Raw genomic sequence first — 15,986 nt, 5'->3', positions numbered from 1 at the left:
CCGGCCGACCACACCCAGGCAGTGATGTACAACAGCTTCGTCGCGGACGCACCCCTGATCCGCGAGCCCCTCCACACGCCCGTCGCCCACCTCGTCCGCGGCGGGGTCGTCGAGGGCATCCACCACGGCTCCGTCGTCGTCCTCGACGCCGACGGCGGGGTCCGCTTCCAACTCGGTGACATCGAGGCCGCCTTCTACCCCCGCTCGGCCCTCAAGCCCGTCCAGGCCGTCGCCATGGTCCGGGCGGGACTCCCGCTCGACGGCGAACTGCTCTCGCTCGCCGCGGCCAGCCACTCCGGCGAGGAACGCCACCTCGCCGGGGCCCGCCGCATCCTGGAACTCGCCTCCCTCACCGAGAACCACCTGCGCAACATCCCCGACCTGCCCTTCGCCCCTGCCGTCCGGGACGACTGGATCCGCGAGGGCAGGAGCCCCTCCCGGCTCGCCCAGAACTGCTCCGGCAAGCACGCGGCCATGCTGTACGTCTGCGTGCTCAACGGCTGGTCCCTGGACGACTACCTCGACCCCGGGCACCCCCTCCAGCAGGCCGTCGCGGAGATCGTCGAGGACCTCACCGGTCAGCGCATCGCCCGGGTGACCGTCGACGGCTGCGGCGCGCCCCTGTTCTCCGTGTCCCTGCACGGCCTGGCCCGGGCCGGCGCCCGGGTCACCGCCGCCGCCCCCGGCACCCCGGAGGCCCGGGTCGCCGACGCGATGCGCGAGCACCCCGAGATGGCGTCCGGTTCCGGCCGGGACGTCGCCGCGCTGATGCGGGCCGTGCCCGGGCTGCTCGCCAAGGACGGCTTCGAGGGCGTACAGGTCGCCGCCCTCCCGGACGGCCGGGCCATCGCCGTCAAGATCGCCGACGGCGCGAACCGGGCCCGTGTCCCGGTCGCCGCGGCCGCCCTGGCCCGGGCCGGTGTCGACCCGGCCCTGCTCACCGACTTCGCGGGCGAGCCGCTGCTCGGAGGCGGCGAACCGGTCGGCCGCGTACGCCCGGCACGCGCGCTCGACCCGGTGTCCCTGTCGGCCTGCGCCTGACGGGATGGCCGCCGCCACCTTGTCGCTCGCCCCGGCGAGCGGGCCGGTCGCCGGCTCCGGGCGGGTGTCGCGCCGGTGCGAGATCGCCCTCGGCGATGGGCACAGCGGCCGGGGTCCGGCCGGGACGCTCGGGACGACCTGTACCGGTACCGCGGTCGGGCGGTTCGGATGCCGAGTGGCGTGCTGTCCGGCAGATCGGGTGCCGGTGGCCGACCGAGCGGCTCGGGTGGCCGTCACCGGGCCGATGCGAGGTCGGCCCGTGTGTCGCTCGGTTGTCGACGGGCCGGCCGGGGTGGCTCGTCGTTCGGGCGTCGTCTGCCCGGGCCCGGTCGGTCGGCGTGGGCCGGGTGTCGCACTCCGCGCAGGCGGTCGCGACGTCGGTCGGTTGTCGGCCGACCGACTCAGGCGGCCACCACCGGTCCGTCACGCGGCCGACGCCCGGTCGATCCGCGCAGTCCGGCCGACCCTTCCGCCCAGCGGTCACCGCATCCCGCGGGGCCCGGTGGTCCTGCGTGGCGGTCCCGCTCGGTCGGCCGTCCGCCGCTGACCCCGGCCGCGGACAACCGGCTGCGGTGGCGCCGCCCCTCGACGGGCCGCCGCCGTCGGCGCCCCTGTACTGCCGATCCGGTCACCCAACGGGTCGGTGCCCGGCCGGCCCGCCGGGTCGCACCCCGAACCGCCGGGCCGGCCGACCTCGCCTCGCTCACGCCCCTCGGCGCCGCCTGCTCCTCCTCACCACCGCCCACTGACCACCTCGTACCGCCACCGCTCACCCTCACCACCCCGCCCCAGAAAGAGGCCGCACGCTCATGACCGCAGTCGTCCCCCTTCGCAGCGAGCACGACCTGCTCGGTGACCGCGATGTCCCCGCCGAGGCGTACTGGGGCATCCACACCCTCCGTGCCACGGAGAACTTCCCCATCACCGGCACCCCGATCTCCGCCTACCCGCACCTGATCGACGCCCTCGCGGCCGTCAAGGAGGCCGCCGCGCTCGCCAACGAGGAGCTCGGCCTGCTGGAGCCGGCGAAGGCCGCCGCGATCGTCGAGGCCTGCCGTGAGATCCGTGACGGCAAACTGCACGACCAGTTCGTGGTCGACGTCATCCAGGGCGGGGCCGGCACCTCGACGAACATGAACGCCAACGAGGTCATCGCCAACCGGGCGTTGGAACTGCTCGGGCACGCCAAGGGGGAGTACCGGCACCTGCACCCCAACGAGGACGTCAACCTCGGCCAGTCCACCAACGACGTCTACCCGACCGCCGTCAAGATCGCGACGGTCTTCGCGGTGCAGGGGCTGCTCCGGGCGATGTCCGTCCTGCAGGACGCCTTCGCGCGCAAGGCGGTCGAGTTCCGTGACGTGCTCAAGATGGGCCGTACCCAGTTGCAGGACGCGGTGCCGATGACGCTCGGTCAGGAGTTCTCCGCGTATGCCGTCATGATCGACGAGGACCGCAGCCGGCTCGGCGAGGCCGTCCGGTTGATCCATGAGATCAACCTGGGCGCCACGGCCATCGGCACCGGCCTCAACGCCCCCGCCGGATACGCCGAGTCGGCCCGTCGCCACCTCGCCGAGATCACCGGGCTGCCGCTCGTCACCGCCGCCAACCTGGTCGAAGCCACCCAGGACTGCGGGGCGTTCGTCCAGATGTCCGGTGTGCTCAAGCGGATCGCCGTGAAGTTGTCGAAGAGCTGCAACGACCTGCGCCTGCTGTCGTCCGGGCCGCGCGCGGGCCTCGGCGAGATCAACCTGCCGCCGGTACAGGCCGGTTCGAGCATCATGCCCGGCAAGGTCAACCCGGTGATCCCCGAGGTCGTCAACCAGGTCGCCTTCGAGGTGATCGGCAACGACGTGACCATCACCATGGCCGCCGAGGCCGGACAGCTCCAGCTCAACGCCTTCGAGCCGATCATCCTGCACTCCCTGTCGGAGTCCCTCACCCACCTGCGCGCCGCCTGCCTCACCCTCGCCGAACGCTGCGTCGACGGCATCACCGCCAACACCGAGGCCCTGCGCGCGAGCGTCGAGAACTCCATCGGCCTGGTCACCGCCCTCAACCCGTACATCGGATACACGGCCGCCACCGACATCGCCAAGGAAGCCCTGGTCACCGGTAGGGGGGTGGCGGAACTCGTCCTGGAGAAGGGCCTGCTGCCGGCCGAGACGCTCGCCGACCTGCTGCGGCCCGAGATCCTCGCGGGCTCCGGCTCCCCGCCGGCCTGAGCGGCGGAGGCGCACCAGGACCGGACCGGAGGCACAATGGCGATCATGGCAGTGTCCCCCTCGTCCTTCACCTTTCAGCCGGTCCTGGAGCGCATCGCCGACGAGATCGGCCGCACCCCGGGCCGTGGCCGGCCCGCCGACTACATCCCGGCGCTCGCGGCCTGCGACCCGCGCAGCTTCGGCATGGCCGTCGCGGAGCTGGACGGCACGGTCTACGGGGTGGGGGACTGGCGCGCGCCGTTCTCCACGCAGTCCATCACCAAGGTGTTCACCCTCGCGCTCGACCTGGCCCGTGAGGGCGACGAACTCTGGGAGCACGTGGGCCGTGAGCCCTCCGGCAATCCCTTCAACTCCCTGGTCCAGCTGGAGTACGAGAACGGCATCCCGCGCAACCCGTTCATCAACGCGGGCGCGCTCGTCGTCACCGACCGGCTCCAGACCCGTACCGCGGACGCGTCCGGTGAACTGCTCGCCTTCCTGCGCACCGAGTCGGGCAACCCCGGCCTGGACTTCGACAAGGAGGTCGCCGCCTCCGAGGCGGCGAACGGGGACCGCAACGCCGCCCTGGGCCACTTCATGGCCTCCTACGGCAACATCGACAACCCGATCCCGGTCCTGCTCGACCAGTACTTCCGCCAGTGCTCGATCAGGGCGTCCTGCGCCGACCTGGCCCTGGCGACCACGTTCCTGGCCCGGCACGGCATCCGCGCCGACGGCAGCCGGCTGCTCTCCCAGAGCCAGGCCAAGCAGGTCAACGCGGTGCTGCTGACCTGCGGCACGTACGACGCGGCGGGGGAGTTCGCGTACCGCGTGGGTCTGCCCGGCAAGAGCGGGGTGGGCGGCGGGATCATCGCGGTGGTGCCGGGGCGGTGCACGCTGTGCGTGTGGAGCCCGGGACTGGACGAGCGGGGCAACTCGGTGGCGGGGGTGGCGGCCCTCGACAGGTTCACCACACTCACCGGCGTCTCGGTGTTCTGAGAGTCCTGTTCCGGGGGCGGGGCACGCGGCCGTGACCTGCACGGCACCGCCGCGCGGCCACGCCCCGTCGTCACCTGTCCGCGGCCGCATCGCTCCACACCGACCGGTCACATCGCGGCCCCCGCCAAGAGGGCGAGCCGTCGCCTCCCCGCCACCCCGCGTTGCGACGCTTCCCCGGTGTCGGCCACGGCTTTCCCCCTCGACCTCCGCCGCTGCCAGGTCCTCGGCCTGGCCGGAACCGCCGTTCTCGCGGCAGGAGGTGAGACCGCCGGTGCCCTGCCCATGAGGGAGCTCCTCGCCCCCTCCTCCGACCGGGCCGCGCACGCCGCCCTCGGCCTGGTCGGGGTGTACTTCGGCCTCGTCCTGCTGATCGCGGCCTGGGTTCTGCTGGGCCGGCTGGTCCGCGGCCCCGAGCCGCCCGGCCCGCGCGCCCTGCTGGTCGTGCTCGCGGTCTGGGCCGCCCCGCTCCTGCTCGCGCCCCCGTTGTTCAGCCGTGACGTCTACAGCTACCTGGCCCAGGGCGCCATGGTCGACGCGCACATCGACGTCTACGCGCACGGCCCCGCCCAGCTCGGCGGCCCGCTCGCCGGCGAGGTCTCCCCGTTGTGGCAGCACACCGGGGCGCCGTACGGCCCGGTCTTCATGGGGCTGGCCTCCGCGCTGTCCGGTGTGACCCGGGGCGAGCTTCCCGCCGGTCTCCTCGGCATGCGTCTGGTCGCGCTGCTCGGTGTCGGCCTGATGGCGGCGGCGCTGCCCCGTCTCGCCCGGCACAGCGGGGCCGATCCGTCGGCCGCGCTCTGGCTCGGTGCGCTCAACCCGCTCGTCCTGCTCCACCTGGTCGCGGGCGCCCACAACGACGCCCTCATGCTGGGCCTCCTCGGCCTCGGCCTGGTCGCGGCACTGGGCCGGCGGCCGGTTCTGGGCGCCGTGCTCGTCACCCTCGCCGCGCTGGTCAAGGCGCCCGCCCTGCTCGGGCTCGCCGCGGTGGTCGTCCTCCAGGTCCGGGCGGGCCGCCACCCCGCACGGGCCGTCGCCACGACCGTCGTCGCGGCCACGGGCACCACCGTCGCCGCGACGACGGTCGCCGGAACGGGCTACGGCTGGATAGGCGCCCTCGACACCCCCGTCTCCCCGCAGAACTGGGCCCTCACCAGCCTCCTCGGCCGCGCCACGCGCGCCCTGCTGGAACGGCTCGGCAGCGATCTGGCACCCCTGGCGATACCGGCCTGGCACACCCTGGGCATCGCCCTGGCCGTGGCCGCCGTCCTCGCCATCTGGCTGCGGCTGCGCCTGCGACCGGTGTACGCGCTGGGCCTGAGCCTGACCGCGGTGGCCGCGCTCGGCCCGGCGATCCGGCCCTGGTACGCCCTGTGGGGACTGTTCCTCATCGCCGCCGCAGCGCCCAGCACCTCGGTACGGCACCGGGTCGCCGCCGCGACGGGCGTACTCGCGCTCGCCACCCTGCCGAGCGGCGGCCCCGCGGACGCCGGACAGCTGGCCCTGGCGGTCTCGGGCGGTGCGCTCGCCGCGGTCGTGCTGTGGCAGGCCCACCAGGCGGAACTGGCCCCCGCGTGGGGACGTACGGCATGAGGACGTACGGCATGAGAGCGCCCCGCACCGACCGCGGACGCCTGCTGTTCGTGCTCGCCCTCGCCTCCGGCACCGCCGTGTTCACGGCGACCGTGCCACTGCTGCGGGACTGGTTCGACCTGCGCGTCTACCACGGGGCCCTGGACAGCTGGGTCCACCACGGCGGACGGCTCTACGACTACCGGGTGCCCGGGACGACGTACGGCTTCACCTATCCGCCGTTCGCGGCCCTCGCCATGGTGCCGATGGCGTTCCTCGGGGTGCGTGCCGCGGTGGCCGTCGCCCTGCTGCTCGACCTGGCGGCTTTGGCCGTGGTGGTGCGCTTCCTCGCCGGGCCGGGCCTCAGGCGCCACGGCTGGTACGGCTGTGCGCTGGGCGTTTGCGCGCTCGCGCTGTTCGAACCGCTGCGCGACACCGTCAGCTTCGGCCAGGTGAACCTTCTGCTGCTGGCCCTCGTCCTCGCCGACGCCCGGCTGCTCGCCACCGGGCGGGGCCGCCGGGCGGGGGTCGGGATCGGGCTCGCCGCCGCGGTGAAGCTCACGCCGGCGATCTTCATCGGTCTGCTGCTGCTCGCCCGGCGGTGGCGGGCCGCGGCGGTCGCGACGGCCGTCACCGCGGCGGCCACGCTGTTCGCGGCCTGTGTGGCGCCCGACGCCTCCCGCTTCTACTGGACCGTGGCGCTGTGGGACACCAGCCGCGTGGGTCGCCTCGACTACGTCTCCAACCAGTCGCTGCAGGGGATTCTGGCCCGGCTCGGCACGACGGACCGGGCGACCTGGGCCGTGGCGGTCCTGCTCGTCCTCGGGGTGTGGGCGGTCCGGACCCGCCGGGCGGTCGCCGCGGGGGAGTGGGCGACGGCGTTCGCCCTCACCGGCCTGACCGCATGCCTCGTCAGCCCGATCACCTGGGTGCACCATCTGGTGTGGCTGCTCCCCGCGTTCGCCGTACTGCTGCGTACCGGGCACCCGCGCGTCGCGGGCGCCCTGTACGCGGTGCTGTGCACCAGTGTGGTGTGGCTGTGGTTCGACGACGCGTCCGGCGTCGACGGGTTCCTCGGCAGCAACACCTACACCTGGATCACGCTCGGCCTGCTGCTGTGGCTCCCCGTCGGTCAACTCCGGGTCGCACGGCCGCCCTTGAACCGCAGTGCCAGGGCGACGGCACCGGCCCCCAGTGCGGCGGCGCCCGCGATCACCCCCGTCCGCGACCAGCCGCCCTCGGCCTTGGCGGTGGGCGGCGCGGCGGCGGGCAGCGCGGCGGGCCCCGCCTGCGGTACGACCCGCAACGCGTCGAGCGAGCCGACCGGTTCGACCCGGCCGTCCGCGTCGAACCCCCAGTCGAGCAGTCGACGGGCCTCCTCGTACACGGCGAAGCCGCCGCCCTCCTGAGGGTTCATCACCGTCACGACGAGCGTGCGGTCCCCCCGGCGGGCGGCGGCCACGAGCGTGTGGCCCGCGTTGCTGGTGTAGCCGTTCTTGATGCCGACGAGCCCCCGATACGGCTCCACGCCGTCCGCGCCCGACAGCAGCCGGTTGGTGTTGCGGATCGGGTACGACCAGCCGCCCTTGCCGGGGAACCTCGCCTCGACCGTGCCGCAGTACCGCGCGAAGTCCGCACTGCGCAGCCCCGCCCGGCCGAACACCGCGAGGTCGTACGCCGACGACACCTGGCCCGGTGTGTCGTAGCCGTCCGGCGACAGCACGCGGGTGTCGCGGGCGCCCAGTGAACGGGCCTTGGCCTGCATGCGCGCGGCCGTGGAACGCCAGCCGCCGCTCAGCGCGGCCAGCACGTGCACGGCGTCGTTGCCGGAGTTGAGGAACACCCCGCGCCACAGGTCGGCGACCCGGTAGGTGTGCCCCTCGGCGACCCCGACCAGGCTGCTGCCGGATCCGATGCCGGCCAGTTCCTCGTCGCGGACCGTGTGACGGATGCCGCTGGGGAGGACCGGCAGCACGGTGAGCGCGAACAGGGTCTTGAGGGTGCTGGCGGGCGGCAGCCTGCGGTGCGCGTGGTGCGCGGCGAGCACCTCACCGCTGTCGGCGTCGGCGACCAGCCACGACAGCGCCGAGAGGTCGGGCACCTCGGGAGCGCCGGCCCGAGGCCGGACCTGTGTCCCCGGGCCGTACAGCGCAGCGGGCTGCGGCGCGGACACCCGCGGACCGCCGGGTGCACCGGGGTCCGTCCCGGTGCGGGCCGCCGCGGCGGCCGGCGCGAGCGCGAGCAGCCCTGCCGCACAGAGTGCACAGGTGGAGACGGCAGCCCGGGAAGTCAATCCGATCGTCATACCGCAAACGTAGGAACGGAGCCGTCGAACAGCGTGCTGCCCGGGCCGAGCGGCGACCGCGAGCACCCGTATGCCACATGCCGGGCGGTCTCACGGGGTGTCAGCCGGCCTGCAGCGTCGGCTGGATGCGCCGCAGGAACGTCGCGTTGTCCGGGGTCTCGCGCATCCGGTCGAGGAGGGTTTCCAGATGGGTCTGTCCGTCGCGGGTCTGGAGCGCCCGGCGCAGGCCGTACACGGCACTCAACTCTGCCTGGGGCAGCAGGAGTTCTTCGCGACGAGTGCCGGACGGGTTGATGTCGACGGCCGGGAAGACCCGGCGGGAGGCGAGTTCGCGGCTCAGGCGCAGTTCCATGTTGCCGGTGCTCTTGAGCTCCTCGAAGAAGAAGTCGTCGGCCCGGGAGCCGGTCTCGACCAGCGCGGTGGCGAGGATGGTGAGCGAGCCGCCCTCCTCGGCCGACCGGGCGGCGCCGAAGAACCGCTTGGGGCCGATCAGGGCGGTCGCGTCGACGCCGCCGCTGAGGGTACGGCCACCGGAGGCGGCCGCGTTGTTGTGGGCCCGGCACAGCCGGGTCAGGGAGTCGAGCAGGATGACGACGTCCTCGCCCGCCTCGACGAGCCGCTTGGCCCGCTCGATGACGAGTTCGGCGAGGGCGATGTGCTGCTTGGGCGCCTTGTCGAAGGTCGAGGCGTACACCTCGCCGCGCACCGAGCGCCGCATGTCGGTGACCTCCTCGGGGCGTTCGTCGAGCAGTACCACCATCAGGTGGGCCTCGGGGTGGTTGCCGGCGACGGCGGCCGCGATCTGCTGGAGCAGGACGGTCTTGCCGGTCTTGGGCGGCGCCACGATGAGCCCGCGCTGCCCCTTGCCGACGGGGGCGATCAGATCGGCGACCCGGCCGGTGATCCCGGCGGCCGGGTGTTCCAGACGCAGCCGCTCCCGGGGGTGCAGCGGTGTCAGGTCATGGAAGTGACGACGGGTCCGCTGCTCCTCGGGGGTGCGTCCGTTCACCCGGGCCACCTCGGTGAGGGTGCGCTGGGTGCCGCGGACGCCGTCCACGAGGTCGCCCTTGCGCAGGCCGTAGCGGCGGATCAGCTGGGGAGGGACCTGGAGGTCGGAGGGGGAGGGCAGGAGGTCCAGGGGGCGCAGATGCCCCTTCCCGTGCGCGTCGACGTCGAGGACGCCGGTGGCGACCCGGGCCGGGGGCTGCTCCTGGACGGGAGGGTGTTCGAGTGTGGTGGTCATGATGGTCGGTCCTTTCGAGGACGGAAGAAATGGGACATGCGGAGGAAAGGGGAGTCGCGAGAGGAGGCGGCGAGAGCGCGCCTCGGCGACGGGAAACAGCACCTCGGACAGAGCGAGAGAAGTTCTCGACGAGGTGGTGCTGTGAAGCCGACATACCGACCCTGGAACGGGTGGGTGTCACGGGCTGAAGAGATACTGGCACCGGCGCCCAGAAGGGGGCGTACACAAGTGCTGACCGGAATATAGCACGAGCCGCACGGTCCGGTCTGTGAGGTAGGACTCAGCGGCCGGCGAGAAGACCGTACAGGAGGGGGATCCGCGGCTTCGGCAGTCGCCACCAGCCGGACGGGGTGCGGACCATCTGCGGCCACCGCTGCCAGGGCAGTTCGTCGCTCTCGCGCAGCCGCCGGACGGTCAGTCCCGCACTCGTCAACGCGCCGACGACCTCTCCCATTCCGTGCATCCACTCGTAGCTGTCGGTGGCGCCCTCGACGGCGGGTCCGTCGGTGTAGGTGTGGGTCGCGTCCCGGCGCACGGGACCGTCGCCGCCCAGGTAGTCGTGGCGCAGCAGCAGCTCGGGTCCCTCGCCGGGGCCGGGCTTGGGGCCCAGCGCGTTGAGCAGCGGGTGGAACTCCACGACGTACAACCGGCCGCCGGGGCGCAGCAGTCGGGCCACGACGTCCGCCCACCGCTCCAGATCCGGCAGGTAGCACAGGGCGCCCTTGCCGGTGTACACGACGTCGAACCGGCGCCCCTCCAGCGCCTCCACGGCGTCGTACACGTTCGCGCACACATAGCCGACGTCGAGCCCCGCCTTGGCGGCGATGTCCCGGGCCGCCGCCACGGACGCCTCGGAGAAGTCGAGGCCGACCGCCCGGGCGCCGCGCCGGGCGAAGGCGAGGGTCTCGGTACCCAGGTGGCACTGGAGGTGGAGCACGTCACGGTCGGCCAGTTCACCGAGGTCGTCCCACTCGAAGGCACCGAACCAGCGCTCGGGGTCGAGGTCCTGGTCGAGGCCGTAGAACCGGCTGGCGAGGTGGACCGGCGTGCGGGCGTCCCAGTTGGCCCGGTTGACCCGCATCAACCGTGCGTGCTCGTCCGTGGTCATGACGGCATCCAACCGTGAACGGTCCCGGAACACCAGCAGTACGAACCCCCGATGACCCTTTGGTGACCCCTTTCCTGTTCTCGCGAAAGGCCCTCCCTGTGCGCTGCCACCACCGCCCTGCGACGGAGCGGGAGAACGGACTCGGCAGTCAGGTTTCGACCGGCCGGGAAATCGCCTGCGTCAGCGGAAGACGCCACCGCGGGCTGAGCGCCCGCGACCCTGCGACTCGACCGCGTGGGCGTCGACGTATGCGATCTGCCCGCGCAAAAAGCTTGGAACCAGGGCGCGTTCGGGCTGAGGACCGTCTTCGGGTTCCGCCTCGACGAGCCCGGGCCGCGACCGCCGGACCCGCTGACCGCCAGCCTCACCGAGGGCTACGGACCCTTCGCCGCATAGAGAAGAACGCGGAGTGAGGGTACGCACGGCAAAGGGTTCGATCTCCTTGAAAGGACTGGACCGCGGAACTCTCACAGCGCGCCATCCCGCCGCGGTGGCCGCCCGGTTGTGCATTACCGTTCCCCCGCCCGTCAATGGGGAGATCCAGGTCGCCTTCGCCTTCGTTCTCCCCGCGGCGATTCCGGAGCTGGATCTCGGTGGGGTGGGCGACTACGGCGATCAACAGCCACGTCGGGAACACGGGCACGCACGGCTACGGCGACTACGCCCCCGGCGACGCCACCGTCCGTGTCCTCGGCTCCGGCTGCGACGCCGACGGCTGTGCCACCAACTCCTGAGCGTCGACGGGCCGGGACGGCGATCGATCCCGGCCGCACCTGCACCGGGGCGATCACCGTCGCCGTGGCCCGACCGTCCGCGGAGGCGCGGACACTCAACCGAGCCGCGCCTCCGCGTCCTTGGCGATCTGCTCGAACCGTGCGCCCATCGCCTCGGCCAGCGCCTGCGCCCCCGACAGCGGCCGGACCATGACCGTGAAGTCGTCGATCAGTCCGTTCTCGTCGAGGTGGAGGAAGTCGCAGCCGTCGATCGCGCGCTCGCCCACCCGGGCCGTGAAGACCAGCGCGTGGTCGCGGCCGTCCGGCCCGCTGTACTCACGCACATAGCGGAAGTCCTCGAAGACCTGGGCGACCGTGCGCAGGATGGACGCCGTGATGGCCTTGCCGGCGTACGGCTTGAACACCACCGGACTGGTGAAGACGACGTTCTCGGCCAGCAACGCCTCGGCGGCGTCCAGATCCTGTGCCTCGATCGCCTCGCGGAACGCGCGCATCGGACCCTCCACAGTCGATTGGGTACATCCGAACGCATCTCGTATGCATCCCACCTGCATTTCGGATACCGGATACACCGCAGGATTACTCAATTATGTGAGTAGGTGCGGAGTAGATTAGTCACCTGCTGCTAGCGTGTCCACATGTCACTGAAGTACGCCGTCCTGGCCGCCCTGCGGGAGGGTGAGGCCTCGGGCTATGAGCTGTCCAAACTGTTCGACGTGTCGCTCGCGAACTTCTGGCCCGCCACCCCGCAGCAGCTCTACCGCGAACTGGAGCGGCTGGCGCAGGACGGGCTGGTGGAAGCCCGGGTGGTCCAGCAGGAACGGCGGCCCAACAAGAGGATGTTCACGCTCACCGGGGCCGGCCGAGAGCAACTCGACGCCTTCGCCGTCGAACCGACCCGACGGCCCACCGCGATCCGTGACGAATTCCTGATCAAGATCCAGGCCATGGACGGCACCGACCCGCGGGCCACCCGGGCCCTGGTCGAGGAGCGCCTGTCGTGGGCGCGCGGAAAGCTGGGCCGCTACGAGCGGGTCCGCGAACGGCTGCTCGCCGGCCGGACCGAGGAGGAGTACCTGCGGGAGGCCGGCCGGATCGGCCCCTACCTCACGCTCATGGGAGGAATCGGCTTCGAGACGGAGAACGTGCGCTGGTGCGAGCGCGTTCTCACGGTCCTCGGGCAACGGGCTCCCCTAAGCTGACCCGGATGTTCAGCCCCCAAGGTCCCAGTCTCCGCGAACTCGCCGTCCAGGCGCTGTCGTCCGTCGAGCACGGCTACGACCTCCTCGCCCCGAAGTTCGACCACACCCCCTTCCGCACCCCCGGTCCGCTGCTGGACTCCGTCGCCGCCGCGCTCGCACGCATGGGTCCCTTCGACGACGGGCTCGACCTGTGCTGCGGTACCGGCGCCGGCGTCGCGGTGCTGGCCCGGGTGTGCCGGCACCGCGTCACCGGCGTCGACTTCAGCGCGGGCATGCTCGACGTGGCACGGAAGCGCGCCACACCCTCCGGACCGCAGGTCTCCTGGGTGCGCGCCGACGCCCGGGAGCTGCCGTTCGGCGCCGCCTTCGACCTCGTCGTGAGCTTCGGGGCGTTCGGGCACTTCCTGCCCCGCGAACTGCCGGGCCTGTTCGACCAGGTCCACATCGCGCTGCGCCCCGGCGGGTGCTTCGCCTTCCCGGTGCTCGCCCCGCCGCGCCCCGCGTCCCGCGCCTACTGGATGCTGCTGGGTTTCGACGCGGTGATGCGGGTGCGCAACGCGGTGTGGCGGCCCCCGTTCGTCATGTACTACCGGGCCTTCCGGCTCTCGGACGTACGGCGGGATTTGGAGCGGGCCGGCTTCGCGGTGGACCTCCAGACCCTGCCCGAGTTCGGTCACCGGCAGGACGGCAGCCCGCGGGTGCGGATGATCGTGGCCCGCAGGGTGGCGTAGCCGCGCCCCGCGCCCGGACTCGGGCATCAGGCGAAGCGACGTACGAACTCCAGGGCGGTTCCCGCGTTTTCCCGCCGACCGTGGTCGATGGGCAGAGACCCCGAACTCGCCCCGCGTGCCCGGGATCCGGGACATCCTCCTCCCGAGCCGCATGTCGCGAACGGCCGCGGGAGGCGGCCGCCACGGCAGTCGAGCGATCCGACCCTCGACCGCCACCCTCGGTTGTGCCGGCGGATCACAGCGTCCGGTACACGGCGTCGACCAGCGCCGTCTTCCGCGGATCGTCGGCGATGTGCGGCCCCATGCGGTTCATCACGTACCCCAGTGACACGCCCGCCTCCGGGTCGGCCAGTCCGCACGAGCCGCCGAACCCGTCGTGCCCGAAGGCCCGGGCGTTGGGCCCGTACGAGCCGTTCGGTCCACTGAGCCACAGGCCGAGCCCGATCTCCGTCTCGCTCGGGAAACCGGCGCCCAGCACCAGGTCGCGGCAGCTGCCCTGGCCCTCCCGCGCCCGCTCGGCGGCCTCGGGGGACAGGACGCGGTGGCCGCCGCAGGAGCCCCGGCCGGCGAAGACGCCGTAGAGCGCGGCGACGGCCCGCGCGGTGCCGTGGCCGTTCGCGGCGGGGATCTCGGCGGCCCGCCATTCCGGCGTGTTGGCGTCGGACGCGCCCATGGCGGGGTTGGTCAGCGCGGCGAGGGCGGCGGGCGCCAACTGGCTGAAGATCGCGGCCTGTTCGCTGCTGGAGGCGGTCGACGGGTGCACCAGCTCGGCCAGCCGCCCGGCGTCCTTCTCCGGCAGCCCGATGCTGAAGTCGATGCCGAGCGGACCGGTCACCTCCCGCTCCAGGAACGCCCCGGGCCGCAGCCCCGACACCCGCCGCACGACCTCCCCGACGAGGAAGCCGTACGTCACCGCGTGATACCCGGACCGGGTCCCCGGCTCCCACCAGGGCTCCGTCGCGGCGAGCCGCTCCACGGTCAGCTCCCAGTCGTAGAGCTGGGCCAGGGTGTGCGGTTCGCGCAGGCCCGACAGGCCGGCCCGGTGGGACAGCAGATGCCGGACGAGGACCTTCTCCTTGCCGGCCGCGGCGAACTCCGGCCAGTACGTCGCCACCGGCGCGTCGAAGTCGAGCAGCCCCCGGTCGGCGAGGATGTGCGCACACAGCGCGACCGGGCCCTTGGTCGTCGACCACACGTTGACCAGTGTGTCGCGCTCCCAGGGCCGGGTGCCCGCCGCGTCGGACGAGCCTCCCCACAGGTCCACCACGGTCTCGCCCTCGACCACGACGGTCACCGCGGCGCCCAGCTCCCCGCGGTCCCGGAAGTTCTCCTCGAAGGCCGCGCGCACCGCGCCGAACCGCTCGTCGCAGTGGCCGTGGACCGCCGCCTCGGTCCCGGAGCCGCGGGAGTTCTGGGACATGGCCCCTCCGTCGTCTTGCCCGAAGCCCGGGCTGCCACGCCGCGACCCGGATCCCACGAACATACCGACTGGTCGGACAGGGCGGAAGGTGTCGTACGCCGGTGAAGGCGTCAGGCGTACGTCCGCAGCCAGCGCACCTTGGCCGCGTCGTGGTAAGGCCCGCCGCCCTCATGGTCGTTGAAGTCGTAGACCTCGATCGTCTTCTCGTCGTGCGCCCAGCCGTTGAAGGCCGCGAAGACGGTGGACGGCGGGCAGGTCTGGTCCTCCAGAGCCACCGAGAACAGGGCCGGCGTGCGCCCGCGGGCAGCGAAGTGCACCCCGTCGAAGTAGGAGAGCGTGCGCAGGACGTCCTCGGTGCGACCGCGGTGCGTCTTGAGGAAGAGGCCGATCTCGCGGTACGGGTGCCGGTCCGTGAGGGTGGCCGCGCGCGGGTAGTCGCACAGGAACGGCACGTCCGGCGCCACCGCCGCCAGGTCCGGGACCAGGCCGCCCACCGCGATCGTGATCCCGCCGCCCTGGCTGGCGCCGATCGCCACCGTGCGCGCCGGATCGGCCAGCGGATGCGAGCGGGCGGCCTCCACGGCACGCACCGCGTCCGTGAACACCCGGCGGTAGTAGTAGTTCTCCGGGGCGTCGATGCCCCGCGTCATGAAACCGGGGTAGGCGGGGGCTCCCCCCACCGGGTCCCCGGTCCCGCCCCCGCCGCCCCAGGCGCTGCCCTGGCCGCGGGTGTCCATCACGAAGTGCGCCCGGCCCGTCGACGCCCACAGCAGATGTTCGTGCGGCAGCCCGCGCCCGCCGCCGTACCCCACGAACTCCACGACCAGCGGGATCGGCGCGGCGACCTCGGCGGGGATCGTGAACCAGCCCTTGACCGGATGACCGCCGAACCCGGCGAACGTCACGTCGTACACCTTCACCGTGGACAGACCCGTGTCGACGAGTTCGAAGCGGGCGTCCAGATCGTGCTCGCGGGCCTCCTGAAGCGTCTTGGACCAGAATGCGTCGAAGTCCTCGGGCTCGCTCGACGCGCTGCGGTACTCGCGGAGTTCGTCGAGCGGAAGGTCGAACAGGGCCATCGGGGACCGCCTTTGTGAAGGGGGCGTGCGGGTGATCACACCGTACGTGGATGGTCGGACGAATCGCCAGGTACTTGTCCCGGTACGTACCTACGATGACGCCGGGACGTCTGTCGCCGGCGCGCCGGTCGACGTCACGGAACCCCTGGTCAGGGGCGCCGAACTGCTCGTCGTGGACGAGCGGCGGGAGATCCCCGGCGACTGGGTGGCACTCACCGGTGGTCGGGTCACCGCGGTCGGCCCTCCCGGATCCGGCCCGCTGCCCCGGCCGCGCCCGCGAACGGTGCTTTCTGCGGCCGGGGGCCTGGGCCGGCCGGTCGTCCGGGGCCTGCCACCCGGTTGCCCTCGCGG

Annotated in this window: 14 protein-coding genes and 1 pseudogene; 9 read left to right on the top strand and 6 right to left on the bottom strand. The window is 72.7% G+C overall.

Features of this window, described 5'->3' with window-relative positions; genetic code table 11:
* Window positions 1–24: 24 nt before the first annotated feature.
* From ACZ5VD_RS10110 to ACZ5VD_RS10090, 5 genes are all read left to right on the top strand, one after another.
* The gene (locus ACZ5VD_RS10110) at window positions 25–1,041 is read left to right on the top strand and encodes an asparaginase (protein ID WP_468552012.1); all 1,017 of its coding nucleotides are present in this window, start codon (window positions 25–27) and stop codon (window positions 1,039–1,041) included.
* Between the two features lie 809 nt (window positions 1,042–1,850).
* Window positions 1,851–3,266: an aspartate ammonia-lyase gene (gene aspA / locus ACZ5VD_RS10105; protein WP_468551918.1), complete on the top strand. Its 1,416-nt coding sequence runs from the start codon at window positions 1,851–1,853 to the stop codon at window positions 3,264–3,266.
* A 36-nt stretch (window positions 3,267–3,302) separates the two neighbouring features.
* Entirely contained in the window at window positions 3,303–4,244 is a 942-nt protein-coding gene (locus ACZ5VD_RS10100) for a glutaminase (RefSeq protein ID WP_468551919.1), read from the top strand.
* 177 nt (window positions 4,245–4,421) lie between these two features.
* Window positions 4,422–5,834, top strand: a complete 1,413-nt coding sequence (gene mptB, locus ACZ5VD_RS10095; RefSeq protein WP_468551920.1) for a polyprenol phosphomannose-dependent alpha 1,6 mannosyltransferase MptB — start codon at window positions 4,422–4,424, stop codon at window positions 5,832–5,834.
* An 11-nt stretch (window positions 5,835–5,845) separates the two neighbouring features.
* The gene (locus ACZ5VD_RS10090) at window positions 5,846–7,222 is read left to right on the top strand and encodes a glycosyltransferase 87 family protein (protein WP_468551921.1); all 1,377 of its coding nucleotides are present in this window, start codon (window positions 5,846–5,848) and stop codon (window positions 7,220–7,222) included.
* Window positions 7,223–7,233: 11 nt separating this feature from the next.
* Here ACZ5VD_RS10090 and ACZ5VD_RS10085 read toward each other — a convergent pair.
* From ACZ5VD_RS10085 to ACZ5VD_RS10075, 3 genes and pseudogenes are all read right to left on the bottom strand, one after another.
* Window positions 7,234–8,118, bottom strand: a pseudogene (locus tag ACZ5VD_RS10085) (D-alanyl-D-alanine carboxypeptidase family protein); the annotation flags it as partial.
* Window positions 8,119–8,218: 100 nt separating this feature from the next.
* Window positions 8,219–9,361: a transcription termination factor Rho gene (gene rho, locus ACZ5VD_RS10080; protein ID WP_468551922.1), complete on the bottom strand. Its 1,143-nt coding sequence runs from the start codon at window positions 9,359–9,361 to the stop codon at window positions 8,219–8,221.
* Window positions 9,362–9,641: 280 nt separating this feature from the next.
* A complete protein-coding gene (locus ACZ5VD_RS10075) occupies window positions 9,642–10,469 on the bottom strand; it encodes a class I SAM-dependent methyltransferase (protein WP_468681861.1) in 828 nt (275 codons plus the stop codon).
* Between the two features lie 234 nt (window positions 10,470–10,703).
* Between ACZ5VD_RS10075 and ACZ5VD_RS10070 the strand changes: the two genes are divergently transcribed.
* The gene (locus ACZ5VD_RS10070) at window positions 10,704–10,865 is read left to right on the top strand and encodes a hypothetical protein (protein ID WP_468551924.1); all 162 of its coding nucleotides are present in this window, start codon (window positions 10,704–10,706) and stop codon (window positions 10,863–10,865) included.
* A gap of 197 nt (window positions 10,866–11,062) precedes the next feature.
* Entirely contained in the window at window positions 11,063–11,203 is a 141-nt protein-coding gene (locus ACZ5VD_RS10065; protein ID WP_468551925.1) for a hypothetical protein, read from the top strand.
* Window positions 11,204–11,298: 95 nt separating this feature from the next.
* Here ACZ5VD_RS10065 and ACZ5VD_RS10060 read toward each other — a convergent pair whose 3' ends face one another.
* The gene (locus ACZ5VD_RS10060) at window positions 11,299–11,697 is read right to left on the bottom strand and encodes a nuclear transport factor 2 family protein (RefSeq protein ID WP_468551926.1); all 399 of its coding nucleotides are present in this window, start codon (window positions 11,695–11,697) and stop codon (window positions 11,299–11,301) included.
* Window positions 11,698–11,841: 144 nt separating this feature from the next.
* Between ACZ5VD_RS10060 and ACZ5VD_RS10055 the strand changes: the two genes are divergently transcribed.
* Window positions 11,842–12,405: a PadR family transcriptional regulator gene (locus tag ACZ5VD_RS10055; RefSeq protein WP_468551927.1), complete on the top strand. Its 564-nt coding sequence runs from the start codon at window positions 11,842–11,844 to the stop codon at window positions 12,403–12,405.
* Window positions 12,406–12,410: 5 nt separating this feature from the next.
* Window positions 12,411–13,136: a class I SAM-dependent methyltransferase gene (locus ACZ5VD_RS10050; RefSeq protein ID WP_468681859.1), complete on the top strand. Its 726-nt coding sequence runs from the start codon at window positions 12,411–12,413 to the stop codon at window positions 13,134–13,136.
* A 235-nt stretch (window positions 13,137–13,371) separates the two neighbouring features.
* Here ACZ5VD_RS10050 and ACZ5VD_RS10045 read toward each other — a convergent pair whose 3' ends face one another.
* Together ACZ5VD_RS10045 and ACZ5VD_RS10040 are read right to left on the bottom strand one after the other, a co-directional pair.
* The gene (locus tag ACZ5VD_RS10045; protein WP_468681857.1) at window positions 13,372–14,556 is read right to left on the bottom strand and encodes a serine hydrolase domain-containing protein; all 1,185 of its coding nucleotides are present in this window, start codon (window positions 14,554–14,556) and stop codon (window positions 13,372–13,374) included.
* Window positions 14,557–14,666: 110 nt separating this feature from the next.
* A complete protein-coding gene (locus ACZ5VD_RS10040; RefSeq protein WP_468551930.1) occupies window positions 14,667–15,635 on the bottom strand; it encodes an acetylxylan esterase in 969 nt (322 codons plus the stop codon).
* Window positions 15,636–15,986: the final 351 nt, after the last annotated feature.

Source organism: Streptomyces sp. NPDC032822, from assembly GCF_055578825.1.
The sequence above is the reverse complement of the archived record's forward strand: the minus strand, read 5'-3'. Positions and strand labels throughout refer to the sequence as shown.